Raw genomic sequence first — 15,022 nt, forward strand, 5'->3', positions numbered from 1 at the left:
ATGTCCCTTCCCGGGCGCGGTCAGCGCGACGATCTGCGGCCGAGCGGAGCGCCCGACGACCCGGGGTCAATCGCCGGCGGCACGACGGGCGGCGGCGCTTCCTACCACCATTTGGATGGAGAGAATCGGCCGGCCGCCTGTTCGATGACATGGGCGGTGCGGAACAGCGTCTCCTCCTCGAAGGGTCGGCCGATGAGCTGCAGGCCGAGCGGCAGGCCCTTGGCGCAGCGTCCCGCCGGCACCGACAGGCCCGGCAGGCCGGCCATGTTGACCGTGACCGTGAAGATGTCGTTCAAATACATCTTCACCGGATCGGCCGCCATCTCCTGGTCGGCGATGCCGAAGGCCGAGGATGGCGTGGCCGGCGTCAGGATGGCGTCGATGCCGTCGTGGAAGGCGGTCTCGAAATCGCGCTTGATCAGCGTCCGCACCTTCTGGGCGCGCAGGTAATAAGCGTCGTAATAGCCGGCCGAGAGCACATAGGTGCCGATCATGATGCGGCGCTTGACCTCGGTGCCGAAGCCGGCGGCACGGGTCTTCTCGTACATGTCGGTGATGTCGCGGCCCTGCTCGCGCAGGCCGTAGCGGACACCGTCATAGCGCGCCAGATTGGACGAAGCTTCCGCCGGCGCGACGATGTAATAGGCCGGCAGCGCGTATTTGGTGTGCGGCAGTTCGATGTCGACGATCTCGGCACCCGCATCCTTCAACCATGCGATGCCCTGCTGCCACAGCGCCTCGATTTCCGCCGGCATGCCCTCGACGCGGTATTCGCGCGGAATGCCGATCTTGAGCCCCTTGACCGACTGGCCGAGCGAGGCCTCGTAGTCGGGCACCGGCAGGTCGACCGAGGTGGTGTCCTTGTCGTCGACCGAGGCCATCGACTTGAGCATGATCGCCGCGTCGCGCACGTCGCGGGTGATCGGGCCCGCCTGGTCGAGCGAGGAGGCGAAAGCGACGATGCCCCAGCGCGAGCAGCGGCCATAGGTCGGCTTGATGCCGACGGTGCCGGTAAACGCGGCGGGCTGGCGGATCGAGCCGCCGGTGTCGGTGGCCGTCGCCGCCACGCAGAGATTGGCGGCCACCGCTGCCGCCGAGCCGCCCGACGAACCGCCGGGCACCAGGTCGGCGGTCGAGCCTTCAGCCCGCCATGGATTGATGACCGGGCCGTAATAGGAACTTTCGTTCGACGAGCCCATGGCGAACTCGTCCATGTTGAGCTTGCCAAGCATCACCGCGCCGTCCGCCCAGAGGTTGGCCGTCACCGTCGATTCATAGCGCGGCTGAAAACCGTCGAGAATGTGCGAGCAGGCCTGGGTGTGCACACCCTCTGTGGCGTAGAGGTCCTTGATGCCGAGCGGAATGCCTTCGAGCGCCCCGGTCTGGCCGCTTGCCCGGCGGGCGTCGGATGCCTTGGCCATTTCCAGCGCCTGTTCCGAGGTGACCGCCACATAGGCATTGATCGATGCATTGGCGGCCTCGATGGCGGCCACATAGGCGCCCGTCAGCTCCACGCTGGTGATGGCTCCCGAGGCAAGCTCGCTGCGGGCTTCGGCAAGGGTCAGGCTGGTCAGGTCGGTCATGTCAGTTTCCCGGATGTGCAATACGGGCGGAAACCCGCAGATAGATGTCATTGACGACGTCGTTGAGATGCTTGCGCACGTCAGTCGTGGTGTAACGCAGTGTCACGAACCCGGCCGCCATAAAATGTCTGTCACGTGCCGCGTCCCGGGCGGGATGCGAACCGTGAAAATGTTGTTCTCCGTCTACCTCGATGATCGCCCTGGCCCTCAGGCAGGCAAAATCGAGAACGTAACCGTCGCGCGGAACCTTCCGGCGAAAATGCAGGCCCTGATGCCGCAAAAGACGCAATTCGGACCAGAGGATAACCTCTTCATCACTCATCGTCTTGCGCAGATGCCGGGCAAACTCGAGACGCTCGCGGCGGCGTTTTGATCCGGGCTCAGAGGAGCCGCCTGGTTTTCCTCCCCCTCGAGGGGGAGGTGGTCCGGCATCGCCGGACCGGAGGGGGTGATCCTCACCGCGAGACACTCGACCCCACCCGTCCACTGCGCGGCCACCCTCCCCGTCCCGGGGAGGGAAAACCCGGCCAGAAACGCCTTCCGGAGTTCCTCGGCCTGCCATCATCTATTCCATCACTTTCGGCACCAGGAAGAAATTGTCCGCCGTCTCCGGCGCGTTGCCGACGATGTCGTCGGCCTTGGAGCCGTCGGTGACCACGTCGCGGCGCTTCTTCATCGCCATCGGCGTGACCGACGTCATCGGCTCGACGCCGTCGACATCAACCTCGGAGAGGTGCTCGACGAAGCCCAGGATGGTGTTGAGCTCGTCTTCCATACGGGCGGCTTCTTCCTCTGTCACCGCAATGCGGGCCAGTCGCGCGACGCGCTTGACGGTGGCTAGATCAACGGACATCCGGTCCTCATGTCATTCGTGTGTGCAGGGTTTCGCCCGCTATAGCGAGCGCAGCCCGCAAGGGCAAGGCTGCAGCCGGCAACGGCGGCCAATTCGCGGGCCGCCCCGCCCTCGCTCAGCCGTAGCTGGCTTCCGTCCCCGCTTTTGTCACCATGACCGTGCCGGCATCCTCCTCCATCGCCTCCAGGAAGGCATCCGCCGTCTGGTCGATGATCGGGAAGGTTCCATAGTGGCAGGGAAGGACCTTGCCGAAGGAAAAGTAGCGCCGGCAGGCAAGCGCCGCCACCGCGCCACCCATGGTGAAGCGGTCGCCGATCGGCACGATGCCGATCTCCGGCCGGTGCAGTTCGTTGATCAGCGCCATGTCGGAGAAGATGTCGGTGTCGCCCATGTGCAGAAGCGTCGGGTCGTTCTCGAAATGCAGCACCAGGCCGTTGGCGTTGCCCAGCGAATGCGACACGCCGTCGGACGTGATCGTCGCAGAGGAATGCAGCGCATTGACGAATGTGGCGGAGAAGTCGCCCAGCGATACCGTGCCGCCGGTGTTGCCCTGCTCGATGCGGTCGAGGCCGTGATGCCTGCCCATCCAGCTGGCGAGATCGGCATTGGCAAGCAGCGTCGCGCCGCTCTCCTTGGCGATCTGGCCGGCGTCGCCGACATGGTCGCCATGGCCGTGGGTCAGCAGAACGTGGGTGACGCCCCGGGTGGCGTCCTTCTTGTCGAGATTGCCGAAGCCCGGATTGCCGGTCAGGAAAGGGTCGATGAGGATGATGGATTTGCCGCTTTCAATGCGGAATGCCGAATGACCGAGCCAGGTGATCTTCAATTTGCAACTCCCGATGATGGTTTGGCCCATCCTAAGGGATCAATCCGGAATTCGGCAATGCCCGGTGCGGTGAAGGCGCGGCGCGGCCCAATCTGTTGCACCGGCCCGCCGGGTGGGCTAAGCGACAGCATGCGCGCGGATGGGTGACAAGTCTCGATCCTGCCACCCGGGCTCCGTGACAGCGCAAGCAACCCAAAGCGAGGCAAGGATGGCCGACGACGATTATGTCTACGACGAGGTCACCGGCGAATGGCGCCCGGCGTCCGAAATGGCCGCGGAAGCGGCGCAGGCCTCTCAGGTGCTCGATTCGGCCGGCAATGTGCTCGCCGACGGCGATTCGGTGACGTTGATCAAGGATCTCAAGGTCAAGGGCGCCGGCCAGACGCTGAAGCAGGGAACCATCATCAAGTCGATCCGGCTCACCGACAATCCCGAAGAGATCGACTGCCGGCACGACGCCATCAAGGGGCTCGTCCTTCGCACGGAGTTCGTGCGCAAACGCTAGGAGTTGGACGATGGCCGTTGTCAGCATCGAAGATCTGGCGGGACTGCTCAGGCCCGGCATGACCATAGCCGGCCTTGATCTCGGCACGGAGACCATCGGCCTTGCCGTCTCCGACCTCGGCTACCGTCTGGCGACGCCCAGGGCGGTGATCAGGCGCAAGAAGTTCACGCTCGATGCCATCGAGCTGCTTGCCGCCTTCGAGGCAGACAAGGTGGGGGCCGCCATCATCGGCCTGCCGGTCAACATGGACGGGTCGGAAGGGCCGAGGGCACAGGCGACCCGCGCCTTCGTGCGCAACATGGCGTCGAAGACCGAGCTGCCGTTCGTCTTCTGGGACGAGCGGCTGTCGACGGTGGCAGCGGAGCGGGCGCTGATCGAGATGGATGTGTCGCGCAAGAAGCGGGCCCAGCGGATCGATTCCGCCGCCGCCTCCTTCATTCTTCAGGGAGCCCTCGACAGGCTGGGCGCCGTGCTGCGGGCGTCCTCGGCCGGCTGATCCATCGGCGCCTCGGCTGCAAACATCGACCGGATGAACGCCATGATGCGGCGGCGCTGATAGCGGACGACGACGATGCCCGCCACCAGCGCGCTGTCGACCAGGATCGCCTTCAGCACCAGGCCGGGCACGTCCTCGGCCGGGACGCCGAGCAGATTGCCGTAGATCACGAAGACAAGGTCATGCAGTTCGCGGCTCAGGATCCGGTAGCCGAAATTCATGTCGTAGAAGGAGAGGCTGTACCAGGAGCCGAGCAGCAGCATCGGCACGGCCCAGAGAATGAGAAACCACTTCATGGCCTTGGCTCGCTGCGAGAGATGGACGCCGTCTGGGCGCTGAAGGCGGCATGGCTTTCGGCATGCCGGGCGACGATGTCGGCGAGCTCTGCGTCCGCCGCGCGCGACGCATCGGTGACGAGCGGCACATCGGCCAGCGACCGCAAGGTTGCCAGATGGCCCGCCAGGACCACAAGTTGCAGCGCCATCAGCGGGCCGGCATGGCCGCCGGCCAGGCTGATCGCCATCACCACAAGCGCCGTCAGCGCCGATGCCGCGGCAGCGCCCTCGACCATCGGCCGGGCCTCGCGCTGCTCCTGTTCCAGTCCCAGAAGCATGAACATCATCGCGAAGATCAGCAATCCGGCCGCAATCACATTGGTCGCGGCGATCAGGGTGTAGACGAAGTGCGCTCCCCTCGCCGACAGGCCGATGGCGACCAGTGCCGCGTCGAAACTCTCGATCACCGGCGAGCCGGCGAACGCCGAGAGGCCGAACAGGCTCATCCCGCCCCGCGGCGCCCAGGTGCACATCAGCGCGATCAGCGCCGAGGTGGCGATCCAGAACAGCATCATGGCTGCCGTGAAGAGACGGCTGGAAGTCATCTTGATCCGGGACTCGCGGTTTTGGTCATTTCCATGTCGGTTAGCATGATCGGGTTAACGCCACTCCGCAATGTAAACCATTTGTTAAGGTTAACGGCCGGTTGCCAGTCCGGCCGCCGCGGCCTAAGACACAAGCCGTTCCAACGCGATACCCTTCCATGTTGCCGATCTTTGAAAGCATTCTGCCCATCTTCCTGCTCGTGCTGCTGGGCGTTGTCCTCAGGCGTTCGCCGCTGCTCGACCCCGGACTGTGGCCCGGCCTGGAAACGCTGGGCTACTACGTGCTGTTTCCGGCGCTGTTGTTCCTGACGCTCGCCGAGGCTGATTTCGCCGGCCTCGAACTGGGCACCATCGGGCTGGTATCACTGATCGCGATCGGGGTGATGGCGGCCCTGCTGCTTGCCCTCCATCCTTTGATGCGGGCGCGCGGCGTCAGCGACGCCTCCTACACATCGGTCTTTCAGACCGCCTCGCGCTGGAACGCCTTCATCGCACTCGCCATCGCCGAGCGCATCGCCGGACCGCAGGGGCTGGCGCTGGTGGCGCTGGTCATGGCCGTGATCATCATCCCGCTCAACCTCACCAATGTCGCCATCATGGTCTGGTTCGGCAGCGGCACGCGCAGCTTCGGCTCGTTCATCCGCCGGCTGGCGGGAAACCCGCTGATTCTCGGCTGCATGGCCGGCCTGGTGGTCAACGCCCTGCCCTTCGACCTCTATCCGCCGCTGGAGCAGACGGTCGACCTCATGTCCCGCTCGGCGCTGGGCCTCGGCCTCCTCATGGTGGGCGCGGCGCTCAAGGTCAGCGACGCCCTGCGTCCCGGACCCGCGGTGCTGCTGGCCACCGGCCTCAAGCTCGTGGTGTTCCCCGTGCTGATGGTGGCAATTGCCCTCTTGGCCGGTCTCGGCGGCCAGACGCTGATCGTCCTCAGTCTCTGCGCGGCGGTGCCGACGGCGATGAACGGCTACCTGCTGGCCCGGCAGATGGGCGGTGACGCACCGCTCTATGCCGCGGTTGCCACCCTGCAGACGGCAGCGTCCTTCATCACCATTCCCGCGGTTCTGGCGGTCACCGCTCAGTTGGCCGGTGGATAGAGCATGTCGAGGATCTGGCGCGCGTCAAAGCGCGCATCGAGCATGCCGTAGGTCAGCCGCCAGGCGCCGCCCAGGCGGGTCTCGACAAAGGCCTCGGCGATCTGGCCGGCGCCGAGCCGGGTCAGCTCGGCCGCCGCCGCCGCCAGCGCCAGTTGTTCGGTCAGCAGCCGGCCGGAGCCCTCATCGCGCTCGCACACGGCCATGCAGGCGCGCAGCACATCCACCGTGCGGGCGCCGCCGGGGCCGAGATCGCCCATGAGTCCCTCCAGCACCACCTCGAACAGGTCGCGGCCCCGCGACAGCACCCTGAGCACATCGAGCGCCATGACGTTGCCCGAGCCTTCCCAGATGGCGTTGACCGGCGCCTCGCGGTAGTGCCGTGCGATCGCCCGCTCCTCGACATAGCCGTTGCCGCCCAGGCACTCCATCACCTCGTAGATGACCGCAGGCGCGATCTTGCAGGCCCAGTATTTGACCACCGGCGTCATCAGCCGGGCATAGGCGGCGTCGGCGGGATTGTCGCGCGCATTGTCGAACGAGCGCGCCAGCCGCATCGACAGCGCCGTGGCCGCCGCCACGTCCAGCGCCAGGTCGGCGAGCACGCGCGTCATCAGCGGCTGGTCGATGAGGTACTGGCCGAACACCTTGCGGTGGCGGCAGTGATGCACGGCTTCTGCGAGGCTGGCGCGCATCATGCCGGCGGAGGCCAGCGCGCAATCAAGCCGGGTCAGCGTCACCATGTCGAGGATGGTGCGGATGCCTTCGCCTTCTCCCCCGAGCAGAAAGCCGAATGTATCGGTGAACTCCACTTCCGAGGAGGCGTTGGAGCGGTTGCCGAGCTTGTCCTTGAGCCGCTGCAGCCGCAGGCCGTTGAGGCTGCCGTCCTCGAGCATCCGCGGCACCAGGAAGCAGCTGATCGCCTCGCCGGTCTTGGCCAGCATTACGAAGCCGTCCGACATCGGAGCCGACAGGAACCACTTGTGACCGGTGAGCCGGTAGATGCCCTCCCCCACCTTCCCGGCCGTGCTCTCGTTGGCGCGCACGTCGGTGCCGCCCTGCTTCTCGGTCATGCCCATGCCGATGGTGATGCCCGATTTCTGCATCGCCGGCCGGTGACTGGAATCATAACGGCGCTGCACGATCTGCGGCGCCCAGCTCTTCTCCACCCGTGGCGAGGCCATGATCGCCGCCACGGAGGCGTTGGTCATGGTGATCGGGCACAGATGCCCGCATTCGAGACCGGCCGTCATATAGAAGCGGACCGCGCGCGCCTGGTGCGCGTGACCCTCCTCGTCGGCGAGACCTTCCCACACCGAGCCGTGCAGGCCCGTCGAGACCGAGCGGCGCATCAGCGCATGATAGGCGGGGTGAAAATCGATCTGGTCGATGCGCTCGCCTGACGGGCTGTGGGTGCGCAGCTCCGGCGTCGAGCGATTGGCGATCCTGGCCATGTCCTGCGCTTCGGCGGAGGCGACGAATTTGCCGGTCAGCTCGAATTCCGGCCGCAGGGCCCTCGGCAGTTGCGCCGCGATGTCTTTCAGCAGCGGATCGGAGCTGAAGGCATTGTGGCCGGCAAATGGCGGGCTTTGATTCGGGACGGACGAAGCGCCGTTATTCCTGTGTGTTGAGCTCATCTGACCTCGCTTAAACGGATTCGCGGCATATTGCATGGGGACAGCTGCAATTTCGGCACCGGCCGTCCTTGCCGCCGGGCCAGAACCTTTCTATAGACCCGGCCAACAGGGAGTCCCGCGAACCATTCCATGTCCTTTCCGCACCGCCATCTACTGGGCATCAAGGGGCTTTCGGAGCCGGACATCCACTATCTCCTCGACCGTGCCGACGAGGCCGTTAAGATATCGCGCCAGCGCGAGAAGAAGACCTCGACGCTGCGCGGCCTGACCCAGATCAACCTGTTCTTCGAATCCTCCACCCGCACCCAGGCCTCCTTCGAGCTGGCCGGCAAGCGGCTGGGCGCTGACGTGATGAACATGGCGGTGGCCAATTCGTCGGTGAAGAAGGGCGAAACCCTCATCGACACGGCCATGACGCTAAACGCCATGCGCCCGGACATTCTCATTGTCCGCCATTCCTCGGCCGGCGCGGTGGCGCTGCTGGCGCAGAAGGTCGGCTGCCCCGTGGTCAATGCCGGCGACGGCGCCCACGAGCACCCGACCCAGGCCCTCCTGGACGCCCTCACCATCCGCCGCGCCAAGGGCAAGGTCGGCCGCCTCATCGTCACCATCTGCGGCGACATCCTGCATTCGCGCGTGGCCCGCTCCAACATCCTGCTGCTCAACGCGCTGGGCGCGCGCGTCCGCGTCGTCGCACCCTCGACGCTGCTGCCGTCCGGCATGGCCGACATGGGCGTCGAGATCTTCCGCACCATGGAGGAAGGTCTCCGCGATGCCGACGTGGTGATGATGCTCAGACTGCAGCGGGAGCGCATGTCGGGCGCCTTTGTTCCTTCTGTGCGCGAATACTACCGCTATTTCGGCCTCGATGCGGAAAAATTGCGCGCCGCCAAGCCCGACGCTCTGGTCATGCATCCGGGCCCGATGAATCGCGGAGTCGAGATCGCCTCGGAAATCGCTGACGGCCCGCAGAGCGTCATCGAGGCGCAGGTCGAGATGGGTGTCGCCGTGCGCATGGCTGTGATGGAAACCCTGATGCTGAGCGGGGAGCTGAAACGATGAGCACCCGCCTTCTCACCAACGCCCGCATCATCGACCCTTCGCAGGGAATGGACGAAACCGGCTCGGTGCTCATCATCGATGGGCGCATCTCGGCGGTCGGCGCCGCAGCCGCCAGGGCCGATATTCCGGTAGATGCCGAGATAGAGGATTGTTCCGGCCTGGTAATCATCCCCGGCCTCGTCGATGCCTGTGTCCACATCGGCGAACCAGGCGGCGAGCACCGCGAGACCATCGCCTCGGCCAGCCGCGCCGCCGCCAAGGGCGGCGTCACCTCCATCATCATGATGCCCGACACCGACCCGGTGATCGACGACGTGGCGCTGGTGGATTTCGTCCAGCGCGCCGCCCGCGACGAGGCCATCGTCAACATCCATCCCGCCGCAGCCCTGACCAAGGGCCTCCTTGGCGAGCAGATGACCGAATTCGGACTGCTGCTCGAGGCCGGCGCCGTGATGCTGTGCAATGGCCGCCGCACGGTTGCCGACAGCCAGGTGCTGCGTCGTGCCATGACCTATGCCCGCGATTTTGGCGCCGTCGTCGCCTGCGAAACCCGCGACCGCTATCTGGCCGCCGGCGGCGTCATGAACGAAGGGCTGTTCGCCTCCTGGCTCGGCCTGCCCGGCATTCCCCGCGAGGCCGAGATCATCCCGCTCGAGCGCGACCTGCGGCTGGCTGCCCTCACCGGCGCGCGCTACCACGCCATGAAGCTGTCGGTGCCGCAATCGGCCGACGCGATCCGCGCCGCCAAGGCAAAGGGACTGCAGGTCACGGCCGGCATCTCGATCAACCATCTCACGCTCAACGAGACCGATATCGGCGAGTACCGCACCTTCTTCCGGCTGTCGCCGCCGCTTCGCACCGAGGACGACCGCCGCGCCATGGTGGCGGCCCTTGCCGACGGCGCCATCGACATCATCGTCTCCTCGCACGATCCGCAGGACGTCGACACCAAGCGCCTCCCCTTTGCCGACGCCGAGAACGGCGCCATCGGGCTTGAGACCATGCTGGCCGCAGCGCTCAGGCTGCACCACTCCGGCGACGTGCCGCTCGGCCGGCTGGTCGACGCCATGTCGAGCCGCCCGGCCGCGATCTTTGGCCTCGACGCCGGCACGCTGAAACCCGGCGCCAAGGCCGACATCGCCATTGTCGATCTCGACCATCCATGGGTGCTGTCGAAGGACGACATCGTGTCGAAATCAAAGAACACGCCGTTCGAGGATGCGCGGTTCAGCGGCAAGGTCTTGCAAACACTGGTTGCGGGTGTCACAGTTTACCGCGCCTGACAGGTCTGCCCACGCAACCCTGGAAGCCCCCCAACAAAGGACTTTTTGCCGTGCCTGATCCGATCAACTGGTCGCTTGCCATGCCCTACATGATCGCCGCACTGGGGTTCGGCTATCTGTTGGGATCGATTCCCTTCGGCTACCTGCTCACCCGCTGGGCGGGGCTTGGCGACGTGCGGTCGATCGGCTCCGGCAATATCGGCGCCACCAATGTGCTGAGGACGGGCAACAAGAAGCTGGCCGCCGCCACGCTGATTGCCGATGCGCTCAAGGGCACGATCGCAGTGCTGGTCGCCGCCCGCTTCGGCCCCGACACGGCCATCCTGGCCGGCTTCGGCGCCTTCATCGGGCACCTGTTTCCCGTCTGGCTCAAGTTCAAGGGCGGCAAGGGCGTGGCCACCTATCTCGGCGTGCTCATCGGTCTTGCCCCCTGGGTGGCGCTGGCCTTCGTCGCCGTCTGGATCGTCACCGCGCTTGTCTTCCGTTTCTCCTCGCTGGCCGCGCTGGTGGCCGCCGTGGTGGTGCCCGCGTTGCTGTGGTATCTGGGCTGGTCGCAGATCTCCCAGCTTTTCGCTGTGATGTCGCTGATCACCATCCTCAAGCATCACCACAACATCAGCCGGCTGCTGGCAGGAACAGAGAGCCGCATCGGAGCCAAGGGCTGATGTCCGGCGCCGACGAGACGAGGCGGGGCGTTCCCCTCTCTGATCGTCAGCGCCTCTCCTGGCTCAGGCTGATCCGCAGCGACAATGTCGGACCCGCCACCTTTCGCGAGCTGATCAACCACTTCGGTTCCGCCGAAGCCGCCATCGAACATCTGCCCGAGCTGTCGCGGCGCGGCGGCGGGCGCGGCATAAGGGTGACGAGCCAGGCCGATGCGGAAGCCGAATTGGCGGCCGCCGAAAGCTTAGGCGCCGTCTTCATCGGGATAGGCGAGCCCGATTATCCGCCGGCGCTGCGCCGCATCGACGGAGCCCCGCCGCTGATTGCCGCCCGCGGCGACCTGGCGCTTGCCACCCTGCCCGCCGTCGGCATCGTCGGCTCGCGCAACGCCTCGATTTCGGGTGCCAAGATGGCCGCGCGGCTGGCCCGCGACATCGGCAGCTCGGGCTATGTGATCGTTTCGGGCCTTGCCCGCGGCATCGACGCAGCTGCCCACCGGGCGAGCCTCGAGACCGGAACCCTGGCGGCGCTGGCAGGCGGGCTGGACCAGCCCTACCCGCCTGAAAACCTTCCACTCTATAATGAGATCTGTTCGGGCATGGGGCTGGCCATCTCGGAAATGCCGATGGGCTGGGAGCCGCGCGCGCGGGATTTTCCGCGCCGCAATCGGCTGATCGCCGGCATCGGTCTCGGCCTGGTGGTGATCGAGGCGGCGGAACGTTCCGGATCGCTGATCACCGCGCGCCGCGCTGCAGATTTCGGCCGACTTGTCTTCGCCGTGCCCGGTTCGCCGCTCGATCCGCGCGCCGCCGGCGCCAACAGCCTGCTCAAGCAGGGCGCCATCATCACCACGGACAGCCGCGATGTGCTCGAAGCGCTGGAGCCGCTGTCGCGCATCGGCGCGGCAGCGCATCCGGTGTTCGACGAACCCGGCGGCGACGCGCCTCTGCCCCCTGCTCCGCCGCACGACAACGACCGCGCTTCCATCATCGAGGCGCTCGGGCCGTCGCCGGTCGACATCGACGACATCATCCGCCACACCGGGCAGGCGGCGTCGACGGTCTATGTCGTGCTGCTGGAGCTGGATCTGGCCGGTCGTCTGCATCGCCATCCCGGCGGCATGGTGTCGCTGGCGTTTCCCGGTCCGTGAACTCTGTCGCTTCCCAGGCTGCTCAGGGATGGACGGGCCGGCGGCGCCCCCGAGACGGTCCCGCATCCGCAGGGCGGGGGCATCCCCGGGCACGCGCCGGTCATGAACCGAATACTTATAATTGCATCAAATATTGAATCAATCATTGATTGCATTCGGGCATGAAATGGCCCGTTTTGGCCTCTGGCACTTGACCAACCGGTTTTCGCCATCCATTTCGTGGAGCCAAGTGCACGCGCCCTTCCCGGGTCAAACCGCGGCAAATACCCCGATCGCGAGTAAAATAATGAATGTAGTCGTCGTCGAATCCCCCGCAAAAGCAAAGACCATCAACAAGTATCTGGGGTCCGGCTATACGGTTCTTGCCTCATTCGGCCATGTGCGCGACCTTCCGGCGAAGGACGGCTCGGTGCTTCCCGACGAGGACTTTGCCATGCTCTGGGAAGTCGACGCCGCCTCCAACAAGCGGCTCAAGGACATCTCCGACGCGCTCAAGGGCGCCAAGTCGCTGATCCTGGCAACCGACCCGGATCGCGAGGGAGAAGCCATTTCGTGGCACGTGCTCGAAGTGCTGCGCAAGAAGAAGAACCTGCTGGGCGACATGCCGGTTAAGCGCGTCGTCTTCAACGCCATTACCAAGAAGTCGGTGCTCGATGCGATGGACAATCCGCGCGAGATCGACATGCCGCTGGTCGACGCCTACCTGGCGCGCCGCGCCCTCGACTATCTGGTCGGCTTCAATCTCTCGCCGGTGCTGTGGCGCAAGCTGCCCGGCGCCCGCTCGGCCGGCCGCGTCCAGTCGGTGGCGCTCAGGCTCGTCTGCGATCGCGAAAGCGAGATCGAGCGCTTCCTCAAGGAAGAGTACTGGAACATCTCGGCTGACCTGAAGACCCCGCGCGGCGACGTCTTCACCGCCCGCCTTTCCGGCCACGACGGCAAGAAGCTGACCAAGATGTCGGTCACCGACGGCGACACCGCCGCCGGCCTGCGCGCCATGCTCGAAGGCGCCAGCTTCGCCGCCGACAGCGTCGAGGCCAAGCCGATGCGGCGCAATCCGTCGCCGCCGTTCACGACCTCGACCCTGCAGCAGGCGGCCTCCTCCAAGCTCGGCTTCAATGCCTCGCGCACCATGCAGGTGGCGCAGAAGCTTTACGAAGGCATCGACATCGGCGGCGAGACCGTCGGTCTCATCACCTATATGCGAACCGACGGCGTGCAGATGGCCCCCGAGGCGATCGACGCGGCCCGTGCCGCCATTGCCGACCGCTTCGGCGCCCGCTACGTGCCGGAGAAGCCGCGCATCTATGTCACCAAGGCCAAGAACGCCCAGGAGGCGCACGAGGCCATCCGCCCCACAGGCTTCGACCGGGTGCCGGAAGATATTCGCCGCTATCTCGATGCCGACCAGCTCAAGCTCTATGACCTGATCTGGAAACGGGCCACCGCAAGCCAGATGGCCTCGGCCGAGATCGAGCGCACCACCGCCGAGATCACCGCCCGCAACGGCGACAAGACCGCCAGCCTGCGCGCCACCGGCTCGGTGATCCGCTTCGACGGCTTCATCGCGGCCTACACCGACGCCAAGGAAGACGGCGAGCAGCCCGACGGCGACGACGACGAGGATGGCCGCCTGCCCGAGATCATCGCCCGCGAGGCCCTGGCCCGCGAGAAGATCAACGCCACGCAGCACTTCACCGAGCCGCCGCCGCGCTTCTCGGAAGCAACGCTGATCAAGAAGATGGAAGAGCTCGGCATCGGCCGGCCCTCGACCTATGCCTCGACGCTGGCGACGCTGCGCGACCGTGAATACATCATCATCGACAAGCGCAAGCTGATCCCGGAGGCCAAGGGTCGGCTCGTCACTGCGTTTCTCGAGAACTTCTTCGAACGCTATGTCGAGTTCGATTTCACCGCCGATCTCGAGGAGAAGCTGGACAAGATTTCGGCCGGCGAACTGGCATGGAAGGATGTGTTGCGCGAATTCTGGACCCAGTTCCATGCCCACATCGACGACACCAAGGAACTGCGCGTCACCGCGGTGCTCGATGCGCTCAACGAGCAGCTGGCGCCGCTGGTCTTCCCGACCCGCGAGGATGGCTCCAATCCGCGCATCTGCCCGACCTGCGGCACCGGCAACCTGTCGCTGAAGCTCGGCAAGTACGGCGCCTTCGTCGGCTGTTCCAACTATCCCGACTGCAGCTTCACCCGGCAATTGTCCTCCGACGGCGCCGAGGGTGACGCCGCCCTTTCCAACGAACCGCAGGAACTGGGCATGGACCCGGTCAGCGGCGAACCCGTCACGCTGCGCAGCGGCCGCTTCGGACCCTATGTCCAGCGCGGCGAGGGCAAGGAAGCCAAGCGTGCGAGCCTGCCCAAGGGGTGGGAAGTGGCCTCCATCGATTTCGAAAAGGCGCTCTCGCTGCTGGCGCTGCCGCGCGAAGTGGGGACGCACCCCGAATCCGGCAAGATGATTTCCGCGGGGATCGGGCGCTACGGTCCGTTCCTGCTGCATGACGGCGGCTACGCCAACCTGGAAAGCGTCGATGAAGTCTTCACTGTCGGCCTCAACCGCGCCGTGACCGTGATTGCCGAGAAGGTGGCCAAGGGCCCGGGCCGCGGCAGGGGCACGCCGGCCGCGCTCAAGGATCTTGGCGAGCATCCCGATGGCGGCCCGATCACCGTGCGCGACGGCAAATACGGCCCCTATGTCAACTGGGGCAAGGTCAACGCCACGCTGCCCAAGGATCTCGATCCCACCAGCGTCACAGTCGAAAAGGCCATGGAGCTGATCATCGCCAAGGGTGGCGCGGCCAAGAAGGGCAAGCCTGCCAAGGCCAAGACGGCAGCCAGGAAACCGGCGGCCAAGCCCAAGGCTTCCGCCAAGCCGAAGACTGCATCCGCGTCCGCCAAGCCGAAGGCCGCGGCGAAGACCGCCAAGCCCAAGACCGCGGCCAGGAAGCCCGCCAAGGCGGCCTCCGCCGGAAAGGACTAGC

The 15,022-nt window shown here is 65.9% G+C and carries 15 protein-coding genes; 8 read left to right on the plus strand and 7 right to left on the minus strand.

All coding sequences use genetic code 11. The features are described 5' to 3' along the window. Positions 1 to 101: 101 nt before the first annotated feature. The 4 genes from gatA to DFR52_RS04755 form a co-directional block, all read right to left on the minus strand. Positions 102 to 1,583, minus strand: a complete 1,482-nt coding sequence (gene gatA, locus DFR52_RS04740; RefSeq protein ID WP_110030714.1) for an Asp-tRNA(Asn)/Glu-tRNA(Gln) amidotransferase subunit GatA — start codon at positions 1,581 to 1,583, stop codon at positions 102 to 104. 1 nt (position 1,584) lies between these two features. Further along, positions 1,585 to 2,148 carry an endonuclease domain-containing protein gene (locus DFR52_RS24945; protein ID WP_342587883.1) on the minus strand — a complete coding sequence of 188 codons (564 nt, stop codon included), beginning with the start codon at positions 2,146 to 2,148 and terminating at the stop codon, positions 1,585 to 1,587. Further along, a complete protein-coding gene (gene gatC, locus DFR52_RS04750) occupies positions 2,149 to 2,436 on the minus strand; it encodes an Asp-tRNA(Asn)/Glu-tRNA(Gln) amidotransferase subunit GatC (RefSeq protein WP_110030715.1) in 288 nt (95 codons plus the stop codon). A gap of 115 nt (positions 2,437 to 2,551) precedes the next feature. Then, a complete protein-coding gene (locus DFR52_RS04755) occupies positions 2,552 to 3,262 on the minus strand; it encodes a metal-dependent hydrolase (RefSeq protein WP_110030716.1) in 711 nt (236 codons plus the stop codon). A gap of 208 nt (positions 3,263 to 3,470) precedes the next feature. Between DFR52_RS04755 and DFR52_RS04760 the strand changes: the two genes are divergently transcribed. Together DFR52_RS04760 and ruvX are read left to right on the plus strand one after the other, a co-directional pair. Next, entirely contained in the window at positions 3,471 to 3,767 is a 297-nt protein-coding gene (locus tag DFR52_RS04760; RefSeq protein ID WP_110030717.1) for an alkylphosphonate utilization protein, read from the plus strand. A gap of 10 nt (positions 3,768 to 3,777) precedes the next feature. Continuing rightward, entirely contained in the window at positions 3,778 to 4,263 is a 486-nt protein-coding gene (gene ruvX, locus DFR52_RS04765; RefSeq protein WP_110030718.1) for a Holliday junction resolvase RuvX, read from the plus strand. On the opposite strand, the gene DFR52_RS04770 is transcribed toward ruvX, so the two are convergent. Together DFR52_RS04770 and DFR52_RS04775 are read right to left on the minus strand one after the other, a co-directional pair. Then, the gene (locus DFR52_RS04770) at positions 4,209 to 4,559 is read right to left on the minus strand and encodes a DUF6105 family protein (RefSeq protein ID WP_110030719.1); all 351 of its coding nucleotides are present in this window, start codon (positions 4,557 to 4,559) and stop codon (positions 4,209 to 4,211) included. The genes ruvX and DFR52_RS04770 overlap by 55 nt on opposite strands. After that, positions 4,556 to 5,143 (minus strand): hypothetical protein, encoded by a 588-nt coding sequence (locus DFR52_RS04775; RefSeq protein ID WP_110030720.1) that lies wholly within the window; start codon positions 5,141 to 5,143, stop codon positions 4,556 to 4,558. The genes DFR52_RS04770 and DFR52_RS04775 overlap by 4 nt, the downstream gene beginning before the upstream one ends. A 158-nt stretch (positions 5,144 to 5,301) precedes the next feature. Between DFR52_RS04775 and DFR52_RS04780 the strand changes: the two genes are divergently transcribed. After that, on the plus strand, positions 5,302 to 6,237 hold the full coding sequence (locus DFR52_RS04780) for an AEC family transporter (protein ID WP_110030721.1): 936 nt from the start codon (positions 5,302 to 5,304) through the stop codon (positions 6,235 to 6,237). Here the strand turns inward: DFR52_RS04780 and DFR52_RS04785 are convergent. Continuing rightward, positions 6,219 to 7,871 carry an acyl-CoA dehydrogenase family protein gene (locus tag DFR52_RS04785; RefSeq protein ID WP_110030722.1) on the minus strand — a complete coding sequence of 551 codons (1,653 nt, stop codon included), beginning with the start codon at positions 7,869 to 7,871 and terminating at the stop codon, positions 6,219 to 6,221. The two genes, DFR52_RS04780 and DFR52_RS04785, sit on opposite strands and share 19 nt — an antisense overlap. A 129-nt stretch (positions 7,872 to 8,000) precedes the next feature. Here DFR52_RS04785 and DFR52_RS04790 point away from each other — a divergent pair, with 129 nt between their 5' ends. The 5 genes from DFR52_RS04790 to topA all read left to right on the plus strand — a co-directional run bounded on the left by DFR52_RS04790 (position 8,001) and on the right by topA (position 15,021). Beyond that, positions 8,001 to 8,933 carry an aspartate carbamoyltransferase catalytic subunit gene (locus DFR52_RS04790; RefSeq protein WP_110030723.1) on the plus strand — a complete coding sequence of 311 codons (933 nt, stop codon included), beginning with the start codon at positions 8,001 to 8,003 and terminating at the stop codon, positions 8,931 to 8,933. After that, positions 8,930 to 10,216, plus strand: a complete 1,287-nt coding sequence (locus tag DFR52_RS04795) for a dihydroorotase (RefSeq protein ID WP_110030724.1) — start codon at positions 8,930 to 8,932, stop codon at positions 10,214 to 10,216. The genes DFR52_RS04790 and DFR52_RS04795 overlap by 4 nt, the downstream gene beginning before the upstream one ends. 80 nt (positions 10,217 to 10,296) lie before the next feature. Then, positions 10,297 to 10,881: a glycerol-3-phosphate 1-O-acyltransferase PlsY gene (gene plsY, locus DFR52_RS04800; protein ID WP_110031135.1), complete on the plus strand. Its 585-nt coding sequence runs from the start codon at positions 10,297 to 10,299 to the stop codon at positions 10,879 to 10,881. Further along, positions 10,881 to 12,029 (plus strand): DNA-processing protein DprA, encoded by a 1,149-nt coding sequence (gene dprA / locus DFR52_RS04805; RefSeq protein WP_110030725.1) that lies wholly within the window; start codon positions 10,881 to 10,883, stop codon positions 12,027 to 12,029. Before plsY ends, dprA begins: the two co-directional genes overlap by 1 nt. Before the next feature lie 286 nt (positions 12,030 to 12,315). Continuing rightward, positions 12,316 to 15,021, plus strand: coding sequence for a type I DNA topoisomerase (gene topA / locus DFR52_RS04810; RefSeq protein WP_110030726.1), 2,706 nt, complete (start codon positions 12,316 to 12,318; stop codon positions 15,019 to 15,021). The last annotated feature ends 1 nt before the right edge of the window (position 15,022 follow it).

Source organism: Hoeflea marina, from assembly GCF_003182275.1.
Lineage (GTDB): Bacteria > Pseudomonadota > Alphaproteobacteria > Rhizobiales > Rhizobiaceae > Hoeflea > Hoeflea marina.